The following is a 20,307-nucleotide window of genomic DNA, read 5'->3' on the forward strand; positions in this document are numbered from 1 at the left end:
TTGATGATAGAGGTCACCTCATTCGCCGGACGTTCGGTCGCCCTGTTCGGGCTCGGCGGTTCCGGCATCGCAACCGCGAAGGCGCTTGTTGCGGGCGGCGCGCGTGTCGCCGCCTGGGACGATGCGCAGCGTTCGCGCGACCGCGCCGTGGCGGCGGGTATCGCGCTCAGCGATCTCACGACTGCCGACTGGAGCACCTTCGATTGCCTCGTGCTCGCGCCCGGTTTGCCGCTCACCCATCCCGAGCCGTACTGGACGGTGCGCGCGGCCAATGACGCCAATATCGAGATCATCGGCGATCTGGAGCTGCTCGCGTGCGAGCGCCGCGCCCGGCCGACCGGAGTGGGCGTCGATTGCCCGATCATCGCGGTCACGGGAACGAACGGCAAATCCACCACCGTTTCGCTGATCACGCATCTGTTGCGCCATGCCGGGCGCGACGTGCAGCTCGGCGGCAATATCGGCACGCCGGTGCTGGCGCTGGAGCCTCCGGTTCCCGGCCGCACCTATGTGGTGGAATGCTCCTCCTTCCAGATCGATCTGACGCCGGGGCTTGCACCGGATGTCGGCGTTTTGATGAACATCGCGCCGGACCATCTCGACCGGCACGGCTCGATGGACAATTACGTCGCCATCAAGACCCGGCTCGTCGCCGCTGCGCGCAACGCCGTTATTGGCGTTGATGACGATATCTCGGCCACCATTGCTGTCCAGCTTGACGACGGACTCGGCCGCGTGAAGCGGGTTTCCTCCACGAAGGGGGTCGAAAACGGCGTCTATGCGGAGGGCACGATCCTCTACGAGGTCGTCAAGGGAGAGGCGCACAAGGTCGCGGATCTCTCCGGTATCGACACGTTGCGCGGCGCCCACAACGCCCAGAATGCCGTCGCCGCCTTCGCTGCGCTGCGTCTGCTCGGCCTCGAGGCTGAGACGATCTCGGCGGGGCTTGCCAGCTTTCCGGGCCTGCCGCATCGCATGGAGATCGTTGGGCGTCTCGGCAAGGTGCTGTTCGTCAACGATTCCAAGGCGACGAACGCGGATGCCGCACAGCGGGCGCTGAGCTCCTTCGACCACATCTACTGGATTGCGGGCGGACGGGCGAAAACCGGCGGGATCGACAATCTCACCAACTGGTTCGACCGTATCGTCCATGCCTATCTGATCGGCGAAGCGGCGGAACGCTTTGCCGGCACGCTCGGCGAGGCCGTGCCGTCTTCGATGAGCCGCACGCTGGAAGCGGCGCTCGGCGAGGCAACGCGTGCGGCATCGGCCGATACCCATGGCGAGCCGGTCGTATTGTTGTCTCCTGCGTGTGCCAGTTACGACCAGTATTCCAGTTTTGAGGAGCGCGGAGACGCGTTCCGTGCCGCCGTTGCCGGGATCGAGGGGGTGGAGGTCGCCTGATACCTTCCATTGGGCGTTCCTTGGGGAACGAGGCGATCTGAACCGGTACCGAACTGAACTGATGAAATGAGCCGGATGATGAATCCGGCCGCTCTTGAAGAGGGAACCAGATGGCCAGCCGCGTGGACCGCAGCGCCTTATCCGAATGGCTATGGACGGTCGACCACCTGATGCTTGCGGGGGTCGTCGCGCTGATGCTCGGCGGCGTGGTGCTGTCCTTTGCGGGCTCGCCTGCGGTTGCCGAACGTCTCGGCCTCGACAGCTATTTCTTCGTCAAGCGGCAGGCGCTCTATCTGCTGCCCGCGCCGGCGGTGATGCTGGGGGCCTCCATGCTCTCTCCGCGCATGGTGCGCCGTGTGGCGCTTGTCATATTCGGGATCATGCTGGTTGCGCTGGTGCTCACGCTTTTCACAGGCGTGGAAGTGAGGGGCGCGCGCCGCTGGATCGATATCGCGGGCTTTTCCATCCAGCCTTCGGAATTCATCAAGCCGACCTTCGTGATCCTGATCGCCTTTCTGCTGTCGGAAGTGGGTAAACGGCCGGAAGTGCCGGGGCGGCTCTTTTCCATCCTGCTTTTCGTCATGGTGGCCGCGCTGTTCGTCGCTCAGCCGGATTTCGGCCAAACCATGCTGCTAATGATGGTGTGGGCGGCGCTGTTCTTCATGGCGGGGCTGTCGTGGATCTGGATCGGCGTGCTCGGGCTTCTGGGCATGGCGGGCATGGGGGCCGCCTATATGGCGCTGCCGCACGTGACCGCCCGCATCAACAGGTTCCTGGATCCGGCTTCCGGCGACACCTATCAGGTCGATACCGCGCTTGAGGCCATCGTTCAGGGTGGCTGGTTCGGCCGCGGCCCCGGTGAGGGCACGGTCAAGCGCATCCTGCCCGACAGCCATACCGACTTTATCTTCGCCGTGGCGGCGGAGGAATTCGGCATTATCCTGTGTCTGGTGCTCGTTTCCATCTTCGCCTTCGTGGTGCTGCGGGGCCTGAGCCACGCCCGGCGTGAGCCCGATCTCTTCGTCCGGCTGGCAACGGCCGGGCTGATGGTGATGTTCGGCATCCAGTCGGCCATTAACATGGCGGTGAACCTCAACATGATGCCTGCCAAGGGAATGACGCTGCCCTTCATCTCCTACGGCGGGTCTTCGATGCTGGCGGTGGCCCTGTCGATGGGCTTCGTGCTCGCGCTCACCCGACGCCGACCGCATCCGAGCCACACGGCCCCGGTGGTGGTTCGTCCCGTGGCGCGAACGCCGGTCGATCCGGCAGAATGAGGGCCTTTGTCGCGCGAGCTTTGCCGCATACACCGTTGTCACCCCCCCACTTGCGCGGGGATGACAGTTCCGGGCGAAACGTGCTCATGTCTGACGCTGCATCACGATGCGCCGCTTGTCTCGATCAACGAACGAAACGATCTCATGGAAAAGACGATACTGCTGACCGCCGGAGGGAGCGGCGGGCACCTGTTTCCGGCTCAGGCGCTGGCCGGGGAACTGACGGCGCGCGGCCATGTGGTCGAGCTGGCCACCGATGAACGTGCTGACCGCTACGGTCAGGCCTTTCCGGCGCGCAAGATCCATATCGTCTCCTCGGCCACGATCCAGGGCAAGAACCCGGTCGCACTGGCGCGAACGGGGTTCGCGCTGCTGCGCGGTTTCTTCCAGTCGCTGGTGATCCTGCGCCGGTTGCGCCCGCAGGTGGTGGTCGGATTTGGCGGCTATCCGGCCTTTCCGCCGATGATAGCGGCGCGCGTTCTCGGCATTCCGACGATCCTGCACGAGCAGAATGCGTTGATGGGGCGGGCAAACCGCATGCTGGCACAGTTCGTCACCGGTATCGCCCAGAGTTTCGCCGACACGAGGTTGGCGAAAGGTTTCGCCGCCAAGGCCGGGCACACCGGCAATCCGGTGCGCCAGGCAGTGATCGAGGATTCCAGGTCTCCCTATGATCCGCCCTCGCTCGACAAGTCGTTCCGCCTTCTGGTCTTCGGCGGGTCGCAAGGCGCGCAGTTCTTTTCCGACATGATGCCGGATGCCTTGGCCGAACTCGATCCCACCCTTCGCAAGCGGCTGGCGCTCGTCCAGCAGTGCCGTCCGGAGGACATGGATCGGGTGTGCGCGCGCTACGACGAGTTGGGGATCGGTGCTAGCCTTGCGCCGTTCTTCGTCGACATGCCGACGCGCATCGCGCTGAGCCATCTTGTGATCTGCCGTTCGGGCGCGTCGTCGGTGGCGGAACTGTCGGTCATCGGTCGCCCGTCGATCCTGGTGCCGCTGCCCCATGCGCTCGATCAGGATCAGAGCGCGAATGCGGAAGTTCTGGAGGAAGCGGGCGGTGCCTGGTGCATCCAGCAAGCGGAGCTGGGCCCGCGCCGCATGGCCAAGGAACTGGCGGAACTGATGAACGATCCCGACCGGCTGGTCGCTGCCGCCGAAGCCGCCCACACTCAGGGCCGTCCGGACGCGGTGAAACGTCTGGCGGATCTGGTCGATCACGTCGGCGATGGCGGCAAGGTTTCCGCCTATTGAGGGGCGAACGGGTTTTTCGTCTTTCCCCGTCCCTCCGTCGTCATCCCCCGGCTCTGTCCGGGGGATCCATCGCGCTCAGCACATGCCGATGGTGTGCTGGATTGCCCGGACTTCGCCGGGTAATGACGATGGATAGGGGGTAACGCTGGGCATGCGAGACGCGCAACACCCACAAAGTCATCCTGAGGAGCCCGCGCAAGCGGGCGTCTCGAAGGACGGGCCCCAGGCACTCTTTCTTACCTCGCATGATTTCCCTTCCGCGCCAATCGCCTCTCTATTCACCGCGACCTTGTGAAGGGGGCGATAAACCCCGCGAATTGCGCTAACGCTTCCGTTTCGGCGCACAGGCGCGAACAGACATTCAGGAGTTCCATCATGAAAATGCCGCAGGATATCGGGGCAGTGCATTTCGTCGGTATCGGCGGCATCGGTATGAGCGGCATCGCGGAGGTGCTTCATACGCTCGGCTATCGCGTGCAGGGCTCCGATCTGTCGGAAAGCGCCAACTTGCAGCGCCTGCGCGCCAAGGGGATCGACGTTCATGTCGGTCACAGCGCGGAAAATCTCGGCGAGGCGCGCGTCGTGGTCATCTCGTCTGCCATCAAGCGCGACAACCCGGAACTGATGGCGGCGCGCGAGCGCTCGCTGCCGGTGGTCAGGCGCGCGGAAATGCTGGCGGAGCTGATGCGCTTCAAGCAGGCCATCGCCATCGGCGGCACCCACGGCAAGACAACGACGACCTCGCTCGTGTCGGCGCTGCTCGATGCGGGCGGGTTCGATCCGACCGTCATCAATGGCGGCATCATCAACGCCTACGGCACCAACGCGCGCATCGGCGAGGGCGACTGGATGGTGGTGGAAGCGGATGAGAGCGATGGTACCTTCGTCAAGCTTCCCGCCGATATCGCGGTCGTCACTAATATCGATCCGGAACATCTGGATCATTACGGCAATTTCGATACGGTTCGCGCCGCCTTCATGCAGTTCGCGGAGAACGTGCCGTTTTACGGATTCGCGGTGATGTGCCTCGATCATCCGGAGGTGCAGGCGCTGGTCGGTCGCATCGAAGATCGGCGTATCGTCACCTATGGCGCCAACCGGCAGGCCGACGTGCGGTTTGAGAATGTGCGTCCGATCGGTGGCAAGACCCATTTCGATGTGGTCATTCAGGACCGCATTTCCGGGCGCAACGAGACCTTGAGCGATCTCGTCCTGCCGATGCCGGGCATGCACAACGTGTCGAACGCCACCGCCGCGATCGCGGTTGCCGACCATCTGGGGATTTCCGGCGAGGCGATTGCGTGCGGGCTCGCGGGCTTTGGCGGGGTGAAGCGCCGGTTCACGCCGACGGGCTCCTGGAAGGGTGTGGAGATCTTTGACGATTACGGCCATCACCCGGTGGAAATTCGGGCCGTTCTGGCCGCAGCTCGCGCCGGTGCCCAGGGGGCGAATGACGGGAAGAGCGCCACGGGCGGCAAGGTCGTCGCCGTCGTTCAGCCCCATCGCTACACGCGCCTGCAGAGCCTCTTTGATGATTTCAGCGCCTGCTTCAACGATGCCGATACGGTGATCGTCGCGCCGGTCTATCCGGCCGGCGAAGCGCCGATCGAAGGGGTCGACCGCGATGCGCTGGTCGCCGGTATCCGGGCGCGCGGGCACCGCAATGTCTATGCGCTTGAGGGGCCGGACGTGCTGCCCGCGCTCATCTCGAAAGTGGCGGAGGCGGGGGATTTCGTCGTCTGTCTTGGGGCCGGATCGATCTCGCAGTGGGCCTATGCCTTGCCGAAGCAGCTTGAGCCTCTCGATGCCCAGGGCGGGGAGGGCGTGGCGTGAGCTTTCCCAATCTTGTCGAACAGCTTGGTCGAGAGTGCTTTTCGTGCGTTCGCGGTCGTCTTCTTTCGAACCAGCCGCTTGCGCCCGTCACCTGGTTGAGGGTGGGCGGTCCCGCACAGCTTCTCTTTCAGCCTGCCGACGAGGCGGATCTTGCGGCTTTCATGAAAGTGCTGCCGAACGACATTCCGGTGCTCCCCGTCGGGCTCGGTTCAAACCTGCTGATCCGCGACGACGGGATCGAGGGTGTCGTCATCCGATTGACGGGCAAGGGCTTCGGGCAACTGGAACCGGTGGGCGAAACGCGGCTTCGCGTCGGCGCGGCGGTGCCGGACAAGCGACTCGCCCAGGCCGCCCTTCAGGCCAAGCTTTCCGGGTTTTCGTTCTATGCCGCAATTCCGGGCGCGGTCGGCGGAGCGCTTCGGATGAATGCCGGGGCGCACGGTACCGAGACGTGCGAACGCGTGGTGGAGCTGACCGCGATCGACCGCTCCGGTCAGGTGCTTCGCCTTTCCCGGGCGGACATGAATTACGCCTATCGGCATTCGGAGCAGCCTGCCGATCTCATCTTCACGTCGGCCGTCTTTCAGGGCGTGCCGGGCAAGGCGGAGGTGATCGCCGAGGAGATGGACGTGGTGGTCGCCCATCGCGAAAGGGCTCAGCCGATCCGCGAAAAAACCGGCGGCTCGACCTTCAAGAACCCGCCGGACAACTCCGCCTGGAAGGTGATCGATGCTGCAGGCTGCCGGGGGTTGACCGTCGGCGGCGCCCAGATGAGCGAGATGCACTGCAACTTCATGATCAATACGGGCGAGGCGAGCGCGCTCGATCTGGAGATGCTCGGCGAGACGGTACGCGCGAAGGTTGTGGAAAACTCCGGCATTCGTCTGGAATGGGAGATCAAGCGGTTGGGCGTTTTCCGTCCGGGCGAGACGATCGAACCGTTCCTCGGGCGGGCCTGACGGCGGCGGTTCATAAATGAAACGTGGTTAATGCGCGCGGCGGATTTTCCCGACTTATCCCTGCGCGTATCCTCCTTCGGACCGGTTCGTCATCGATTTGAATCTGCGAGAAAATCGAGGGAATTCGAGGCAAATTCGATTCAAATTTTAATCGACGACAAAAATTGACGAAACGTGTTCACATTCTGGTTAGGTTAACACTTTCTAACGAATTTTAACCGCATCATGTCCTGTAAGGCCCGAACAAGGGGCCGCGTTACACGGGAGCTTGAGTGCAGTTATGACGAAGCATGTCGCGGTGCTGATGGGCGGTTGGTCGTCGGAAAGATCTGTGAGCCTGACGTCCGGCAACGCCTGTGCCGATGCGCTTGAGGCGCACGGATATCGCGTGAGCCGCGTCGATGTGGAGCGCAATGTCGCCGCCGTTTTGGCCGACCTCAAGCCCGACGTGGCCTTCAACGCGCTGCACGGACCGTTCGGTGAGGACGGTTGCATTCAGGGCCTTCTGGAAATTCTTGAGATCCCGTACACGCATTCTGGCGTGATGGCCTCTGCGTTGGCGATGAACAAGGATCGCGCCAAGGCCGTGATGAAGGCCGCCGGGGTGCTGGTTGCCGAACACCGGATCATGGATCGGATGGAAGCGGCGCGCGAACACCCGCTGAAGCCGCCCTACGTTATCAAGCCGGTCAACGAGGGGTCGAGCTACGGCGTGCTCATCGTCGGTGAAGATCAGCAGCATCCGCCGCAGCAGCTCTATTTTGACGACTGGCCCTATGGTGACCGTATCATGGTCGAACACTATGTAGCCGGCCGTGAATTGACTTGTGCGGTAATGGGTGATGTCGTCCTGGGCGTGATCGATATCGTGTCCGAGAAGTCTCAGTTCTACGATTTCGACGCCAAGTATCTGCCAGGTGGTTCAAAACACATCCTTCCAGCGGAAGTTTCACCAAATATTTACCATGAAGTACAGAAATTGACACTCAAGGCGCATCAAGCTCTTGGTTGCAGGGGCGTCTCGCGGGCCGATTTCCGGCTGGATGACAGGATTCACGGCACCGGCGAACTGATTTGCTTGGAAGTAAACACCCAGCCCGGCATGACGCCGACTTCTCTGGTTCCTGACATGGCGGCCCACGCGGGCCACGACTTCGGAGAGTTGGTGAGTTGGATGGTGGAGGAGGCAGGTTGCGTACGCTAGGAAAGCGTCGGAACGAGAAGCAGGACGAGATGGCCGGTGCCGGCGAAAAGTGGCGCCGCGGTGTCTCGCGCCTCAAGCGTCGTCCCGTCTGGCGCGAGGCCGGGTTCCTTGCCAACCTGCCGCCCTGGGCGGGTACGGCGGGTGCGCTCGGCTTTCTCGGCGCAACGGCGCTCTATGGCATGGTGCTCGGCGGTTACACCGAGGCCGTGGCCAATGCGCTGACGGCGGAGGCCGGGTTCTCGATCAAAGCGATCCAGCTTTCCGGCCAGCGCGAGACGACCGAATTCGAAATCCTGGAAGAGCTGGAGATCCCGAACGGATTGTCGCTTCTGACGTTCGATGTGGCGGCTGCACGGGAGCGACTTGAGCGCAATCCGTGGGTGCGGACCGTCTCTATTCAGAAATTCTATCCCGGCACGCTCAAGGTCTCGTTGTCCGAGCGCGAGCCCTACGCCTTATGGCAGCGCGGCAAGATCGTCTCGATCATCGATCGCGACGGTAACGTGATCACCGACGAGGTGAAGGAGCGTTACGCCAATCTGCCGCTGGTGGTCGGGCACGGCACGCAGAAGAGGGCACCGGAAATCCTGTCCGACCTCAATGCGGTGCCGGAACTGCGCTCGCGGGTGCGTGCGCTGGTTCTGATCGCGGAGCGCCGCTGGAACCTCGTTTTGGAAAACAACATCACGGTTCGCTTGCCGGAGGAGGGCGTCGAGGACGCGCTTCGCTACCTGGTGCGGCTGGACCAGCAAAAGGGCCTGCTGTCGCGAGACATCACGGCCGTCGATCTCAGGTTGAAGGACCGTATCGTCGTCAAGCTCGCCAAGGATGCGAAGCTCAATCGCGGCAGCGTTCAGCCCAATCTCTCGGTCTCGCGAAAGGGGGCGGATACATAATGTCTGTTGCCTCTCCCTACCTGCCGCGCATGAAGTCGCTGCCCGCGCGCCGCTCGGTCATCGTTTCGGTGCTCGATATCGGCTCCACCAAGGTGTGCTGCCTGATCGCCAAGCTGGCCCCGCACGAGGACAGCGACGTGTTGCCCGGCCGCACCCATGCGGTCGAGGTACTGGGCTACGGCTACCAGCGCGCTCGCGGCATCAAGTCGGGTGTCGTCGTCGATCTGGACCTGGCCGAACAGGCCGTGCGTCAGGCGGTAGACAGCGCCGAGCGCATGGCGGGCGTGACGGTTGAATCGCTGATCATCAATACGACCTGCGGACGGCTTTCGTCGGAAATCTTCTGTGCCAGCGTGCCGCTTGCCGGTGAAGCTGTGAGCGAGGCCGACATCCAGCGCGTACTGGCGGCGGGCGGCGAGCATTTCGCGGTCGACGATCGGGCCATCGTTCATGCGCTGCCGATCTCCTACACGCTCGATGGCAATCGCGGTATTCGCGATCCGCGCGCCATGATCGGCCGCAAGCTCGGCGTCGACATGCATGTGGTGACAGCGGAGTTCCCGCTGCTTCGCAATCTGGAGCTTTGCATCAACCGCGGTCACCTGAAGGTGGAGACCATGGTCGCCACGCCTTATGCGAGTGGTCTGGCGACGCTGGTAGACGATGAGTCCGAACTGGGCGTTGCCTGCATCGACATGGGCGGCGGCACCACGACGCTGGCGGTCTTCGTGGAAGGTCAGGCGGTGCACGTGGATGCAATCGCGGTGGGCGGTCATCACGTGACCATGGATATCGCGCGCGGTCTTTCGACCCGGCTGCGCGATGCGGAACGCATCAAGACGCTTTACGGCAACACGCTGCCGGGCGGCGACGACGATCTCGACCTCATCTCCGTGCCGCCGGTGGATGCCGACAGTGACATGCCCCAGCAGGTGCCGCGGTCGGTTCTGACGCGGATCATCCGACCGCGAGTGGAAGAAATTCTGGAACTGGTGCGCGACCGGCTGAACGCTTCCGGCTTTGTCGGACAGGTCGGCAAGCGCGTGGTGCTTACGGGCGGCGCCAGCCAGTTGAACGGCATGGCCGAACAGGCCCGCCGGGTTCTGGGTCGCAATGTGCGGCTCGGTCGCCCGCTGGGCATCGTCGGTCTACCGGAAGCAGCCAAGGGACCGGCCTTTGCGGCCTCGGTTGGTCTTCTGATCTATCCGCAGGTCGCGCAGATCGAGCAATTCGAATCGGATCGCTGCCAGTGGCGGATGACCGGCACCGGGTATTTCGGCCGTGTCGGCCGGTGGATCCGGGACAGTTTCTAAGGCGCTTTCCATTGGGCGGGATCGTCCGGGCAACAGGAAAACGTTTCGAATCTAGGCCAGGGAGGGCGGACCCGCCGTCGAGGAAGCGGCGGTTTCGCAACCGAACTACCGGTCGCAAGACCGGAAACGAGGACGAGGAAGCCGGAGCGCCCGCAAGCGGGCGTGCCAAGGATTACGAGGAAGTCATGACCATCAATCTCCAAATTCCCGATATCACGGAGCTGAAGCCTAGAATTACGGTCTTCGGCGTGGGCGGTGCAGGTGGCAACGCCGTCAACAACATGATCCAGGCAGGCCTGCAGGGTTGCGACTTTGTCGTGGCCAACACCGATGCCCAGGCGCTGACGCTGTCGCAGTCCGACCGCGTGGTTCAGATGGGCGTTGCGGTGACCGAGGGCCTCGGTGCCGGATCCCAGCCGGAAGTCGGCCGCGCGGCCGCCGAAGAGGTCCTGGACGAGATCAACGATCACCTGGCAGGCGCCCACATGGTGTTCATCACCGGTGGCATGGGCGGCGGCACCGGTACGGGCGCTGCCCCCGTCATCGCACGGACCGCACGCGATCAGGGCGTCCTGACCGTCGGCGTCGTCACCAAGCCCTTCCATTTCGAGGGCCAGCGCCGCATGCGTCTGGCGGATCGCGGTATCGAGGAACTGCAGCAGTCCGTCGATACGCTGATCGTCATTCCGAACCAAAACCTGTTCCGCATCGCCAACGACCAGACCACCTTCGCCGACGCCTTCGCGATGGCCGACCAGGTGCTCTATTCGGGCGTCGCCTGCGTCACCGACCTGATGGTGAAGGAAGGCCTCATCAACCTCGACTTCGCCGATGTCCGCTCGATCATGCGCGGCATGGGCAAGGCGATGATGGGCACGGGCGAAGCCACCGGCGAAAACCGCGCGATGGAAGCGGCCGAGGCCGCGATCGCTAACCCGCTGCTTGACGAGACCTCGATGAAGGGCGCCAAGGGCCTGCTGATCTCGATCACCGGCGGCCGTGACATGACGTTGTTCGAGGTGGACGAAGCCGCGACCCGCATTCGCGAAGAAGTCGACGAGGACGCCAACATCATCATGGGCGCCACATTCGACGAGGGGCTGGAAGGTACCGTCCGCGTGTCGGTCGTGGCCACCGGCATCGATCGCGAGTTTCGCGAAGGCGTGTCCCCGGCCGAAACGCGCATGGCCCAGCTCACCGAACGCCTGAAGACGGCGACGGCGCAGGAAAAGATCTCGACGCCGATCACCTCCTCCAAGCCGGCCCCCGCGGCGATGGTTGCGGAGAATGCGCTGGAAGCCGAACTGAGCACCACGCATCATCGGCCGACCCCGGTTGCCTCCGATCCTGATGTGACCATCGAGGCCTATCAGCCGAGCCCGAGCGTTGTTTTCCAGCGCGACATTCCGCTTGACCTCGACGACATGCCGATCGCACCGGCTCCGGAGCCTGCCGTCGAGCCCTACATTCCGCCCACTGCGGAAACAGTTGCCGCACCGCGCATGCCCGAGATCGAGGACTTCCCGCCGATCGTTCAGTCCGAAATGCGCGAATCCATGGGGCTTGTGACGGAAGAGCACGGCCATGCCCACGCCCATGAGGGCCACCACGGCTATGAAGACGACGATGATTGTCGCCCGATGAGCCTGCTGCGCCGTCTGGCTTCTGGCCTCGGCCGTCGTGAAGAGCATGAGGGCTACGTCGAAGAGGAACATGCGCACGAGGCTCAGCAGCCGTCGGCCTGGCAGGAGACCGCTCCTCAGCTCATGCCGCAGCAGCCCGCGCTGCAGCCCACCCACAATGAGTACGCCAAGCGGCCTGTCCAGCAGGCAGCCGCCGGACGTCTCGACCCACATGGCCGGCCCGCCCCGCAGGCCCGCCAGCAGATCGAGGATGACCAGCTGGAAATCCCGGCCTTCCTGCGCCGTCAGGCCAACTGACGACGCACTTACTTCCCTCGACTTCCTCGTGTCAGCGGCCCGGCATTTGCCGGGCCGTTTGTCATTCCGGGCCCGCCTGCGTTCCCTTCTCCACCGTGAATGACGAAAGGGAATCGAGTCGCACCCGCGCGTTGAAGCCGTCTCCGTTCCGTGCGCATAATCAAGAGACTAGCGTGTCTGAGCGATCGGGTTTTCCACGGATGCGGGGGCGTGTCCTTCACGGACGTTCACGGCAATCACGCATTGTAAAAGAACCTGCGCAAGGCACTGTCGGTGGTCGCGTTTTTGCGACGAACCTCGCGGTTTGCCGGACTTTCCGCCGTTCACGGGAAAAACCGGTCAATCGGGATTGAAGCGAATTGCCCGGCTCATCACGCGGGAGGGTTGGGAAATCGTTACAATGCGTAATAAAGCTTTATTTCTGCCTCGCCCTGCCTGCGGGTAGTGTGCGCCTCGAAGTCGCGGTTCAACCGCGGCCAAGGTCACGCATCCGGCGCTCGCTCTTGTTTCCATGGACCGGAAAGAGCCTGACGGGACAATCCTTATCAAGTGGATACTCCCTTCAGGCACATGCCGAGCCTGACGAATGACGCTGACCGACGAGGGCTAAAGGGCCGAAAAGGCCATTTTGAGGACAGAAGAATGACGGGACTTCGGAACGACAGGCAGAAAACTCTGGCCGAGCGCGTAACGCTTGATGGGCTCGGAGTTCATTCCGGAAAGCCCGTTTCGATGGTGCTTCATCCCGCTCCCGCCGACAATGGAATCACCTTCATAGCCCCCGGTACGGACACTGAAATCAAGGCCCACTGGTCTCAGGTTTCGGCCACGTCGCTGTGCACGGTCATCGGCCGCGGCAGCGAGGCGATCGGCACCATCGAGCATCTGATGGCCGCACTGATGGGGCTTGGCATCGACAATGTCGTGGTGGAAGTGGATGCCAACGAAGTGCCGGTCATGGACGGCAGCTCGGCGCAGTTCGTCGCTGCCATCGATCAGGCCGGGCTCATGGTGCAGACCGTGGCCCGCCGCTACATCCGCATTCTGAAGCCGATCCGCGTGGAACAGAACGGCGCAGTGAGCGAGTTTCGCCCCTATGCTGGAACGCGCTTCGACATCACCATCGATTTCGATACGCCGCTGATCGGACGTCAGCATTTCGCTTCCGACCTGACGCCGGATGTGTTCCGCAAGGAACTTGCCCGCGCCCGCACCTTCGGTAACGTCTCCGATGTGGAGAAGCTTTGGGCGATGGGATTTGCCAAGGGCTCGTCGCTTGAGAATTCTGTCGCGATTTCCGACGGCCGGGTCCTGAACCCGGAAGGGACGCGCTGGCCTGACGAGTTCGTGCGTCACAAGACGCTGGACGCGGTGGGCGATCTCAGCCTCGCGGGCGTGCCAATTCTCGGCGAATACCGGTCTTACAAGCCCGGTCACAAGATGAATCATTCCGTTCTCGTGGCACTGTTTGCCGATGAGGACGCCTATGAAATGGTCGTCGCTCGTCCGCAGCGCGAAGCCGCGCTGGTCGATTTTTCCGGCGAGATTGCCGTGCCTGCCTATTGCCCGGAAGTCGCCTGAGGCGGAAACCGGGCGCTATCGCCACAAAAAAGTTGCAAAGGCCAGCTAAGTCGCGTCATTGGCGCGTTACGGTGATGCGTCGTGGGGACGCGTGACGGGTCTCTGGTCCAGGCCCCTTTCCTTCAAGGGGAATTCCGCGTTAGAAGAACGTGGCCGTCGCGGCTTCTTGAGGAGAGGCGATCAGTGTTGCGATGTGTGTTCGTATTGAGCCGACCGGACCTGCATGTGCGGGGGTGTGATGTGGTGAGCCGGGGCCGGAGCCTGGGGCGCGTTCTGCCGCTGGTTGCAGCGCTTGCCCTGGCGGCCTGCGCATCCAAGAAGCCCGACGATCTGGCGATGGACGACACGCCCGCCGATCAGCTCTACAACGAGGGCCTGGCCTTCCGCGCCGCCGGTGACCTGAAAGAGGCCACCAAAAAGTTCGAGGACGTCGACCGTCTTCACCCTTATTCCGAATATGCCCGCAAATCGCTGATCAATCTTGCCTTCACGAACTATTCGCGCGGCGAGTATGCGGAGGCGATCACCGTGGCCAAGCGCTTTGCCACGCTTTATCCGGGCTCGCCGGATGCGGCCTATGCGCTCTACATCATGGGCAATTCCTACTTCAAGCAGATGCCCGACGTGACCCGCGACCAGCAGGTGACGGCCAAGGCTCTGTCGATCATGCGCGAACTGGTGCGCCGCTATCCCGATAGCGAGTATGCGGCCGACGTGCGCAAGAAGATCCGTGTCACGACCGACCAGCTCGCCGGCAAGGAGATGGAGACGGGGCGCTACTACCTGAAGCGGCACAATTACGTGGCGGCGATCAACCGGTTCCGCTATGTGGTCGAGCACTATCAGGAAACCCGCCACATCGAAGAGGCACTGTCGCGTTTGACCGAGGCCTACTACGCGCTGGGCGTGGTCAACGAGGCGCAGACGGCGGTGGCCGTGCTCGGGCACAACTACCCCGAGAGCCAGTGGTACAAGGATTCCTACACGCTGCTGAAGAAGGGCGGGTACGAGCCCTCGGCTAATCCGCAAAGCTGGATCAGCAAGGCGTTTGAAAGTACCAAGGTGCTGTGACCGCCTGAGGCCCGACATTGATTCGGGCCTGCCGCGAGATCGCATCCGGGGCGCCTGGCGGTCCGGATGCCGCGTATGAAGGGCCGTTCGCCGCAATGATCGGCCCTTTCGTAGTTTGACGGGACCCGTTTCACGAGATTTTTCGAATCGGCCGCAACATGCTGGCAGCGCTCTCGATCCGCGATATCGTTCTGATCGACCGGCTGGACATTGATTTCACCGGCGGCATGATCGTTTTGACCGGCGGAACGGGTGCGGGCAAGTCTATTCTGCTCGATGCGCTGACGCTGGCGCTGGGTGGACGGGGCGATGCGGGGCTCGTGCGGCACGGCGCCACCCAAGGGCAGGTGACGGCGGCGTTCGATGTCGCCATGGACCATGCGACCCGCAAGATTCTCACCGAAAACGATATCGACAATGATGGCGACATCATCCTGCGCCGCGTGCAGAGCGCGGACGGGCGCACGCGCGCCTTCGTCAACGATCGGCCGGTATCGGCCGCGCTGATGCGCGAAATCGGCGCGCGTCTGGTGGAGATCCACGGTCAGCACGACGAGCGCGCGCTGGTGGATGCGGCGAGCCATCGCCGCTTGCTCGATGCCTATGGCGGGCTGGAGAGCGAGGCCGCGGGCGTGGCCGAAGCCCATCGCGCCGTGCGCACGGCGCAAAAGGCGCTGCGCACCCACGAGGACCGCATCGAGATCGCGCGGCGCGAGGCCGATTTCCTGCGCTCGGCAACGGAAGAACTGGCCGTTCTCGCGCCCCAGTCCGGTGAGGAGGAGGGTCTGGCCGAACGGCGCCAGGCGATGATGCGGGTGGAGAAGATCGCCGGCGATCTGGGCGAAGCGGTAGAGACGCTGAACGGCACGGCGTCTCCTATCCCTGAACTTGCCTCCCTGATGCGGCGGCTTGAGCGCAAGGCGGAGGTTGCGGGCGGGATCGTCGATCAGCCGGTGGCGTTGATCGGTCAGGCGCTTGACCTGCTGGAGGAGGCGCGCGGCGAGCTGGAGGTGCAGCTCCGCAAGACCGAATGCGATCCGCGCGAGCTGGAAGCTTCCGAGGAACGGCTTTTCGCGCTTCGGGCGGCGGGACGGAAGTTCTCCGTGCCGGTTGATGAACTCGGCGCGCTTCGCGAGCGCATGGAGACGGATCTTGCCGATCTCGATGCGGGCGAGGAGAAGCTTGCGGCGCTGGAAAAGGCGCTGACGGCGGCGGAAGCTCGCTACGACGAGCTGGCGGCCGCCTTGAGCAATCATCGCCGCGAGACGGCAACCACGCTGGAAGCAGTGGTGGCCGGTGAATTGCCGGAACTGAAACTGGAACATGCCCGCTTCGTCGTGGAGATCGCCACCGATCCTCAGGCGCGCACGGCCGAGGGTATCGATCAGGCTGAATTCTGGGTGCAGACCAACCCGGGCACGCGGCCGGGCCCGATGATGAAGGTGGCCTCGGGCGGCGAGCTTTCGCGCTTTCTGCTGGCTCTGAAAGTCTCGCTTGCCGACAAGGGTTCTGCGCCGACGCTCGTGTTCGACGAGATCGATACCGGCGTGGGCGGTGCTGTTGCGGAGGCAATCGGCATCCGGCTTGCGCGCCTTGCCACGCAGATTCAGGTGCTCACCGTGACGCATGCGCCGCAGGTTGCGGCCCGCGCGGTGGGGCACTTGCTGATCTCTAAGGAAAAGATTGATGCGGACCGCGTCGCGACACGGCTGACGCGGCTTGAGGACGGCGCGCGCCGGGAGGAAATCGCGCGCATGCTGGCGGGTGCCGTGATTACCGACGAGGCGCGCGCGGCAGCCGAAAAGCTGATGGCGGGCACCTGAGGGGCCCGGGAGGCGAGTGGGGAGGACTGTTTTATCGTGTGGCCCATCCTTCGAGACGGGCCTGTGGTCCTCCTCAGGATGACGTTATCGGATTGCTGATTTTGAAGGTGCGCAACACACACAACGTCATCCTGAGGAGATCGCGAAGCGACCGTCTCGAAGGATGGGCCACACGATAAAACACCGCCCAAGACTGCCGACGCAGTCTCTCAGTATCGGCAAGGGAGGACATACCCGTGACATTCGATCTCGATGCCTATCTGGGCCGCCTTGGTATTGCGCGTCCGTAGGCTGACAGCGCGGGGCTTGCTTGCCTTCAGGAAGCCCATCTTCTGACAACTGCATTCGAGAGCCTCGACGCGTTGCTGGGTCGGGTGCCAGCGCTCGATCCCGACGCGCTTCAGCAAAAGCTCGTGTCAGGCGGGCGCGGCGGGTATTGCTTTCAACAGAACAGTCTCTTCGCGCTGGCGCTCGAGGCCTTGGGGGGTTACGGCCGAACCGGTGCTTGCTCGCGTGCGAAACGGGTAGCTGCGCGGGGGAACGCGCTCCCATCTGGCGCATATCGTTCATCTGGAGGGGCGTGAGTGAGTGGCTCGCCGATGTCGGGTTCGGCGGTGGCGGGGCGCGCTGGCCAGTGCCGGTGGAAAGTCACAGGCTCCGATTATCAGCCCGGCGAGGTCTATCGCTTGATCCGGGATCCGGAGACGGATGAGATGGTGCTGCAATCGCTGAATGACGGCGCGTGGTATGGGCTTTACGGTTTTGAACGCGCGCCCGTTCCGCGCATCGATGTGGACGCCGCCAATCATCTGTGCGCGACCTGGGAGCAAACTCCGTTTTCCGCCAACATGATGCTGCACCGGCTGGCGCCACAGGGGCGCATCGGCGTTTTCAACACGAAAGTGAGTACGGTTTGTGACGGCGTTAAAACCGTGCGGGAACTCACCGATACGGCGGATCTGGAGCGGCTGCTGGTGGAGGATTTCGATCTCCGTCTGGATGAGGAAGATGTGGCGCGGATTGCTGACCGGCTCGGGCTGGCGGAAGAGGTCGAAGCGCGTTCTGTGGCTTGAGGGGGAGAGCGGAACAAGGGCCTGCCGCGCATGGCGTTGCGGCTTTTGTCGCGGCGGCGTGGAAAGCAGCCTTCATGGCTTCCGCCGGGCGCCCTTCCGGCGGCATAATGCGGCCTCCCGAATCCCTCATTTTGAGAAGACCCCATGTCCGATACCGCCTCCATTCCCGTCGAAGAGTTGAGCGAAGAGCAGGCGAAGGCGGAGCTTCAGCGGTTGGCGGTCGAGATCGCCCATCACGATGCGCTCTACTATCGCGAAGACTATCCGGAGATTTCGGATGCCGATTATGATGCGCTGAGGCAGCGCAACGCGGCGATCGAGCAGGCTTTTCCCAATCTTGTGCGCGAGGATTCGCCTTCGGTGAAAGTGGGCGCGGCGCCGCAGGAGGCCTTCGGCAAGGTCACCCACGCCATCGCCATGCTGTCGCTTGACAACGAGTTTTCCGATGAGGGCGTGGCCGATTTCGTCGCCAAGGTGCGCCGGTTTCTGCGCTACGATCCGTTGCACGGGGCGCTGGCGGTGACGGCGGAGCCGAAAATCGACGGTCTGTCGCTGTCGCTTCGCTATGAAAACGGCCGGTTGGTGACGGCGGCGATGCGCGGCGACGGGACGACGGGTGAGAATGTTACCCGCAATGCGGAGACCATCGACGATATCCCGAAGCGCCTGCCGGACGGCGTACCGGAGGTGGTGGAGATCCGCGGCGAGGTCTACATGGCGCACACGGATTTTGCCGCGCTCAACGAGCGGATGATCGGCAATGGCGGCAAGCCGTTTTCCAATCCGCGCAATGCGACGGCCGGTTCGCTGCGCCAGCTCAAGCCGGAAATCACGGCTTCGCGGCCTTTGCGCTACTTCGCCTATGCGTGGGGCGAGATGTCCTCGTTTCCCGCCGACACGCAGATGGGCATGATCGAGGCGTTTGCGGGCTGGGGCTTTGTCACCAATCCACTGATGAAGCGGTGCGAGAGCGTTCAGGAACTGCTCGCCGTCTATCACGATATCGAGGAGGGGCGGGCCGAACTCGGCTATGATATCGACGGCGTGGTCTACAAGGTCGACCGGCTCGATCTGCAGGAGCGGCTGGGCTATGTCTCTCGCTCTCCGCGCTGGGCGATCGCGCACAAGTTCCCGGCCGAAAAGGCCTTCACCATCGTCCGAGATATCGAGACCCAGGTCGGTCGCACGGGAGCGCTGACGCCTGTCGCTAAGCTCGAACTGGTCACGGTGGGCGGCGTTGTCGTCTCCAACGCCACGCTCCACAACGAGGATTACGTCAAGGGCATCGGCCAGGATGGCGAGCCGATCCGCGGGGGCAAGGATATCCGGGTTGGCGACACGGTTCAGATCCAGCGCGCGGGCGACGTCATCCCCCAGGTGCTGGACGTGGATCTGACAAAGCGCCCGGCGGATGCGCAAGCCTTCATGTTTCCTACCCGTTGCCCGGCTTGTGGCAGCCACGCGGTGCGCGAGGAAAATCCGAAGACCGGCCGCCTCGATGCGATCCGGCGGTGTACCGGCGGGTTGATCTGCTCCGCGCAGGCGAAGGAAAAGTTGAAGCACTTCGTCTCGCGCAACGCCTTCGATATCGAGGGGCTGAGCGACAAGCAGGTGGAGTTCTTCTACGAGATCCCGCTTGAGGAAGGCGGCATCCATCAGCCAGCCGATATCTTCACGCTCCAGCAATGCGATGCGAAGTCGCTGGTGAAGCTGAAAAATCGCGACGGTTGGGGTGAGACATCGGCGAAGAACCTGTTTGCGGCGATCGATGCGTGCCGCCAGATCGATCTGAACCGCTTCATCTACGCGCTTGGCATCCGGCACGTGGGCGAGGGCAACGCCAAGCTTCTGGCGCGCGCCTACGGCTCATGGGAGGCGTTCTCCAATGCCATGCGCGAGGCGGAGAACCATGCGAGCGGGGCGTGGGCCGATCTCAACAATATCGACGGCATCGGCGAGATTCTGGCCGAGGCTGTGGTGCAGTTCTTTGCCGAGGAGCACAACCGGCAGGCGGCTGCTGCGCTGCTGGCGGAAGTGACGCCGATCGACATGGAAGCGCCTGCAGCCGACGGCTCGCCTGTCGCCGGCAAGACGGTGGTGTTCACCGGATCGCTGGAACGCCTGTCGCGCGACGAGGCCAAGGCGATGGCGGAACGGCTGGGCGCGAAGGTGGCTGGATCTGTCTCGAAGAAGACGGATCTGGTGGTCGCCGGACCGGGCGCGGGTTCGAAGCTGAAGAAGGCGGAAGACCTCGGCGTGGACGTGATCACGGAAAACGTGTGGTTTGAGCTGGTGGGGGAGTAGCCCCACCTTCGGCCCCCTCCGTCGTCATCCTCGACTTGATCGGGGATCCATTGCCTTTTCCGTTCGGCACTGGGCCTGCTCCGGCGCGCGGAACGCGTGCATTCTCGGCCCGGAAGAGAGCCACACCACCGTGGTCGACGACGCGCGCTAAGTGGCGTGCTCGGGTAAAGAGCGAGCCGGGCCGCACCTCCAATGGATCCCCGATCAAGTCGGGGATCCATTGGAGGTGCGGGGGATGGAGTGGGGGCCGCGCTGTCTCGACGGATGGGCGTCAGATGCGATCCCTGCCGTATCTCCTGCCCTGCCCCCCCCCCAAGAAACCCCGCGCACGGCCTCGCTTGCACCATGATCGTTGCTATATTGTTCCGCAATGAC

General features: G+C 63.4%; 14 protein-coding genes. All 14 read left to right on the forward strand.

Annotated elements, in window-relative coordinates:
• Positions 1-3: 3 nt before the first annotated feature.
• The 14 genes from murD (at position 4) to ligA (ending at position 19,932) form a co-directional block, all read left to right on the forward strand.
• Positions 4-1,404 carry a UDP-N-acetylmuramoyl-L-alanine--D-glutamate ligase gene (gene murD, locus QNJ43_RS10265; RefSeq protein WP_300469690.1) on the forward strand — a complete coding sequence of 467 codons (1,401 nt, stop codon included), beginning with the start codon at positions 4-6 and terminating at the stop codon, positions 1,402-1,404.
• Positions 1,405-1,514: 110 nt separating this feature from the next.
• Entirely contained in the window at positions 1,515-2,681 is a 1,167-nt protein-coding gene (ftsW, locus tag QNJ43_RS10270) for a putative lipid II flippase FtsW (RefSeq protein WP_300469692.1), read from the forward strand.
• A 144-nt stretch (positions 2,682-2,825) separates the two neighbouring features.
• Positions 2,826-3,935 carry an undecaprenyldiphospho-muramoylpentapeptide beta-N-acetylglucosaminyltransferase gene (gene murG / locus QNJ43_RS10275; protein WP_300469885.1) on the forward strand — a complete coding sequence of 370 codons (1,110 nt, stop codon included), beginning with the start codon at positions 2,826-2,828 and terminating at the stop codon, positions 3,933-3,935.
• A gap of 375 nt (positions 3,936-4,310) precedes the next feature.
• Positions 4,311-5,768 (forward strand): UDP-N-acetylmuramate--L-alanine ligase, encoded by a 1,458-nt coding sequence (gene murC / locus QNJ43_RS10280; protein WP_300469694.1) that lies wholly within the window; start codon positions 4,311-4,313, stop codon positions 5,766-5,768.
• Positions 5,765-6,727 carry a UDP-N-acetylmuramate dehydrogenase gene (gene murB, locus QNJ43_RS10285; RefSeq protein ID WP_300469697.1) on the forward strand — a complete coding sequence of 321 codons (963 nt, stop codon included), beginning with the start codon at positions 5,765-5,767 and terminating at the stop codon, positions 6,725-6,727. Before murC ends, murB begins: the two co-directional genes overlap by 4 nt.
• 280 nt (positions 6,728-7,007) lie before the next feature.
• On the forward strand, positions 7,008-7,931 hold the full coding sequence (locus QNJ43_RS10290) for a D-alanine--D-alanine ligase (protein WP_300469699.1): 924 nt from the start codon (positions 7,008-7,010) through the stop codon (positions 7,929-7,931).
• Between the two features lie 29 nt (positions 7,932-7,960).
• Positions 7,961-8,827 carry a cell division protein FtsQ/DivIB gene (locus QNJ43_RS10295; protein WP_300469702.1) on the forward strand — a complete coding sequence of 289 codons (867 nt, stop codon included), beginning with the start codon at positions 7,961-7,963 and terminating at the stop codon, positions 8,825-8,827.
• Positions 8,827-10,140 (forward strand): cell division protein FtsA, encoded by a 1,314-nt coding sequence (gene ftsA / locus QNJ43_RS10300; protein ID WP_300469704.1) that lies wholly within the window; start codon positions 8,827-8,829, stop codon positions 10,138-10,140. Before QNJ43_RS10295 ends, ftsA begins: the two co-directional genes overlap by 1 nt.
• A 185-nt stretch (positions 10,141-10,325) precedes the next feature.
• Positions 10,326-12,080 carry a cell division protein FtsZ gene (gene ftsZ / locus QNJ43_RS10305; RefSeq protein ID WP_300469706.1) on the forward strand — a complete coding sequence of 585 codons (1,755 nt, stop codon included), beginning with the start codon at positions 10,326-10,328 and terminating at the stop codon, positions 12,078-12,080.
• A gap of 642 nt (positions 12,081-12,722) precedes the next feature.
• Positions 12,723-13,661: a UDP-3-O-acyl-N-acetylglucosamine deacetylase gene (gene lpxC / locus QNJ43_RS10310; protein ID WP_300469708.1), complete on the forward strand. Its 939-nt coding sequence runs from the start codon at positions 12,723-12,725 to the stop codon at positions 13,659-13,661.
• 243 nt (positions 13,662-13,904) lie between these two features.
• Positions 13,905-14,732 carry an outer membrane protein assembly factor BamD gene (locus tag QNJ43_RS10315; RefSeq protein ID WP_300469710.1) on the forward strand — a complete coding sequence of 276 codons (828 nt, stop codon included), beginning with the start codon at positions 13,905-13,907 and terminating at the stop codon, positions 14,730-14,732.
• Between the two features lie 158 nt (positions 14,733-14,890).
• Positions 14,891-16,555 carry a DNA repair protein RecN gene (gene recN / locus QNJ43_RS10320; protein ID WP_300469712.1) on the forward strand — a complete coding sequence of 555 codons (1,665 nt, stop codon included), beginning with the start codon at positions 14,891-14,893 and terminating at the stop codon, positions 16,553-16,555.
• 584 nt (positions 16,556-17,139) lie between these two features.
• Positions 17,140-17,628 (forward strand): arylamine N-acetyltransferase, encoded by a 489-nt coding sequence (locus QNJ43_RS10325; RefSeq protein ID WP_300469714.1) that lies wholly within the window; start codon positions 17,140-17,142, stop codon positions 17,626-17,628.
• 144 nt (positions 17,629-17,772) lie between these two features.
• Positions 17,773-19,932, forward strand: a complete 2,160-nt coding sequence (ligA, locus tag QNJ43_RS10330) for an NAD-dependent DNA ligase LigA (protein ID WP_300469716.1) — start codon at positions 17,773-17,775, stop codon at positions 19,930-19,932.
• Positions 19,933-20,307: the final 375 nt, after the last annotated feature.

The sequence above is a fragment of the Breoghania sp. genome (genome assembly GCF_030066895.1).
Classification (GTDB): domain Bacteria; phylum Pseudomonadota; class Alphaproteobacteria; order Rhizobiales; family Stappiaceae; genus Breoghania.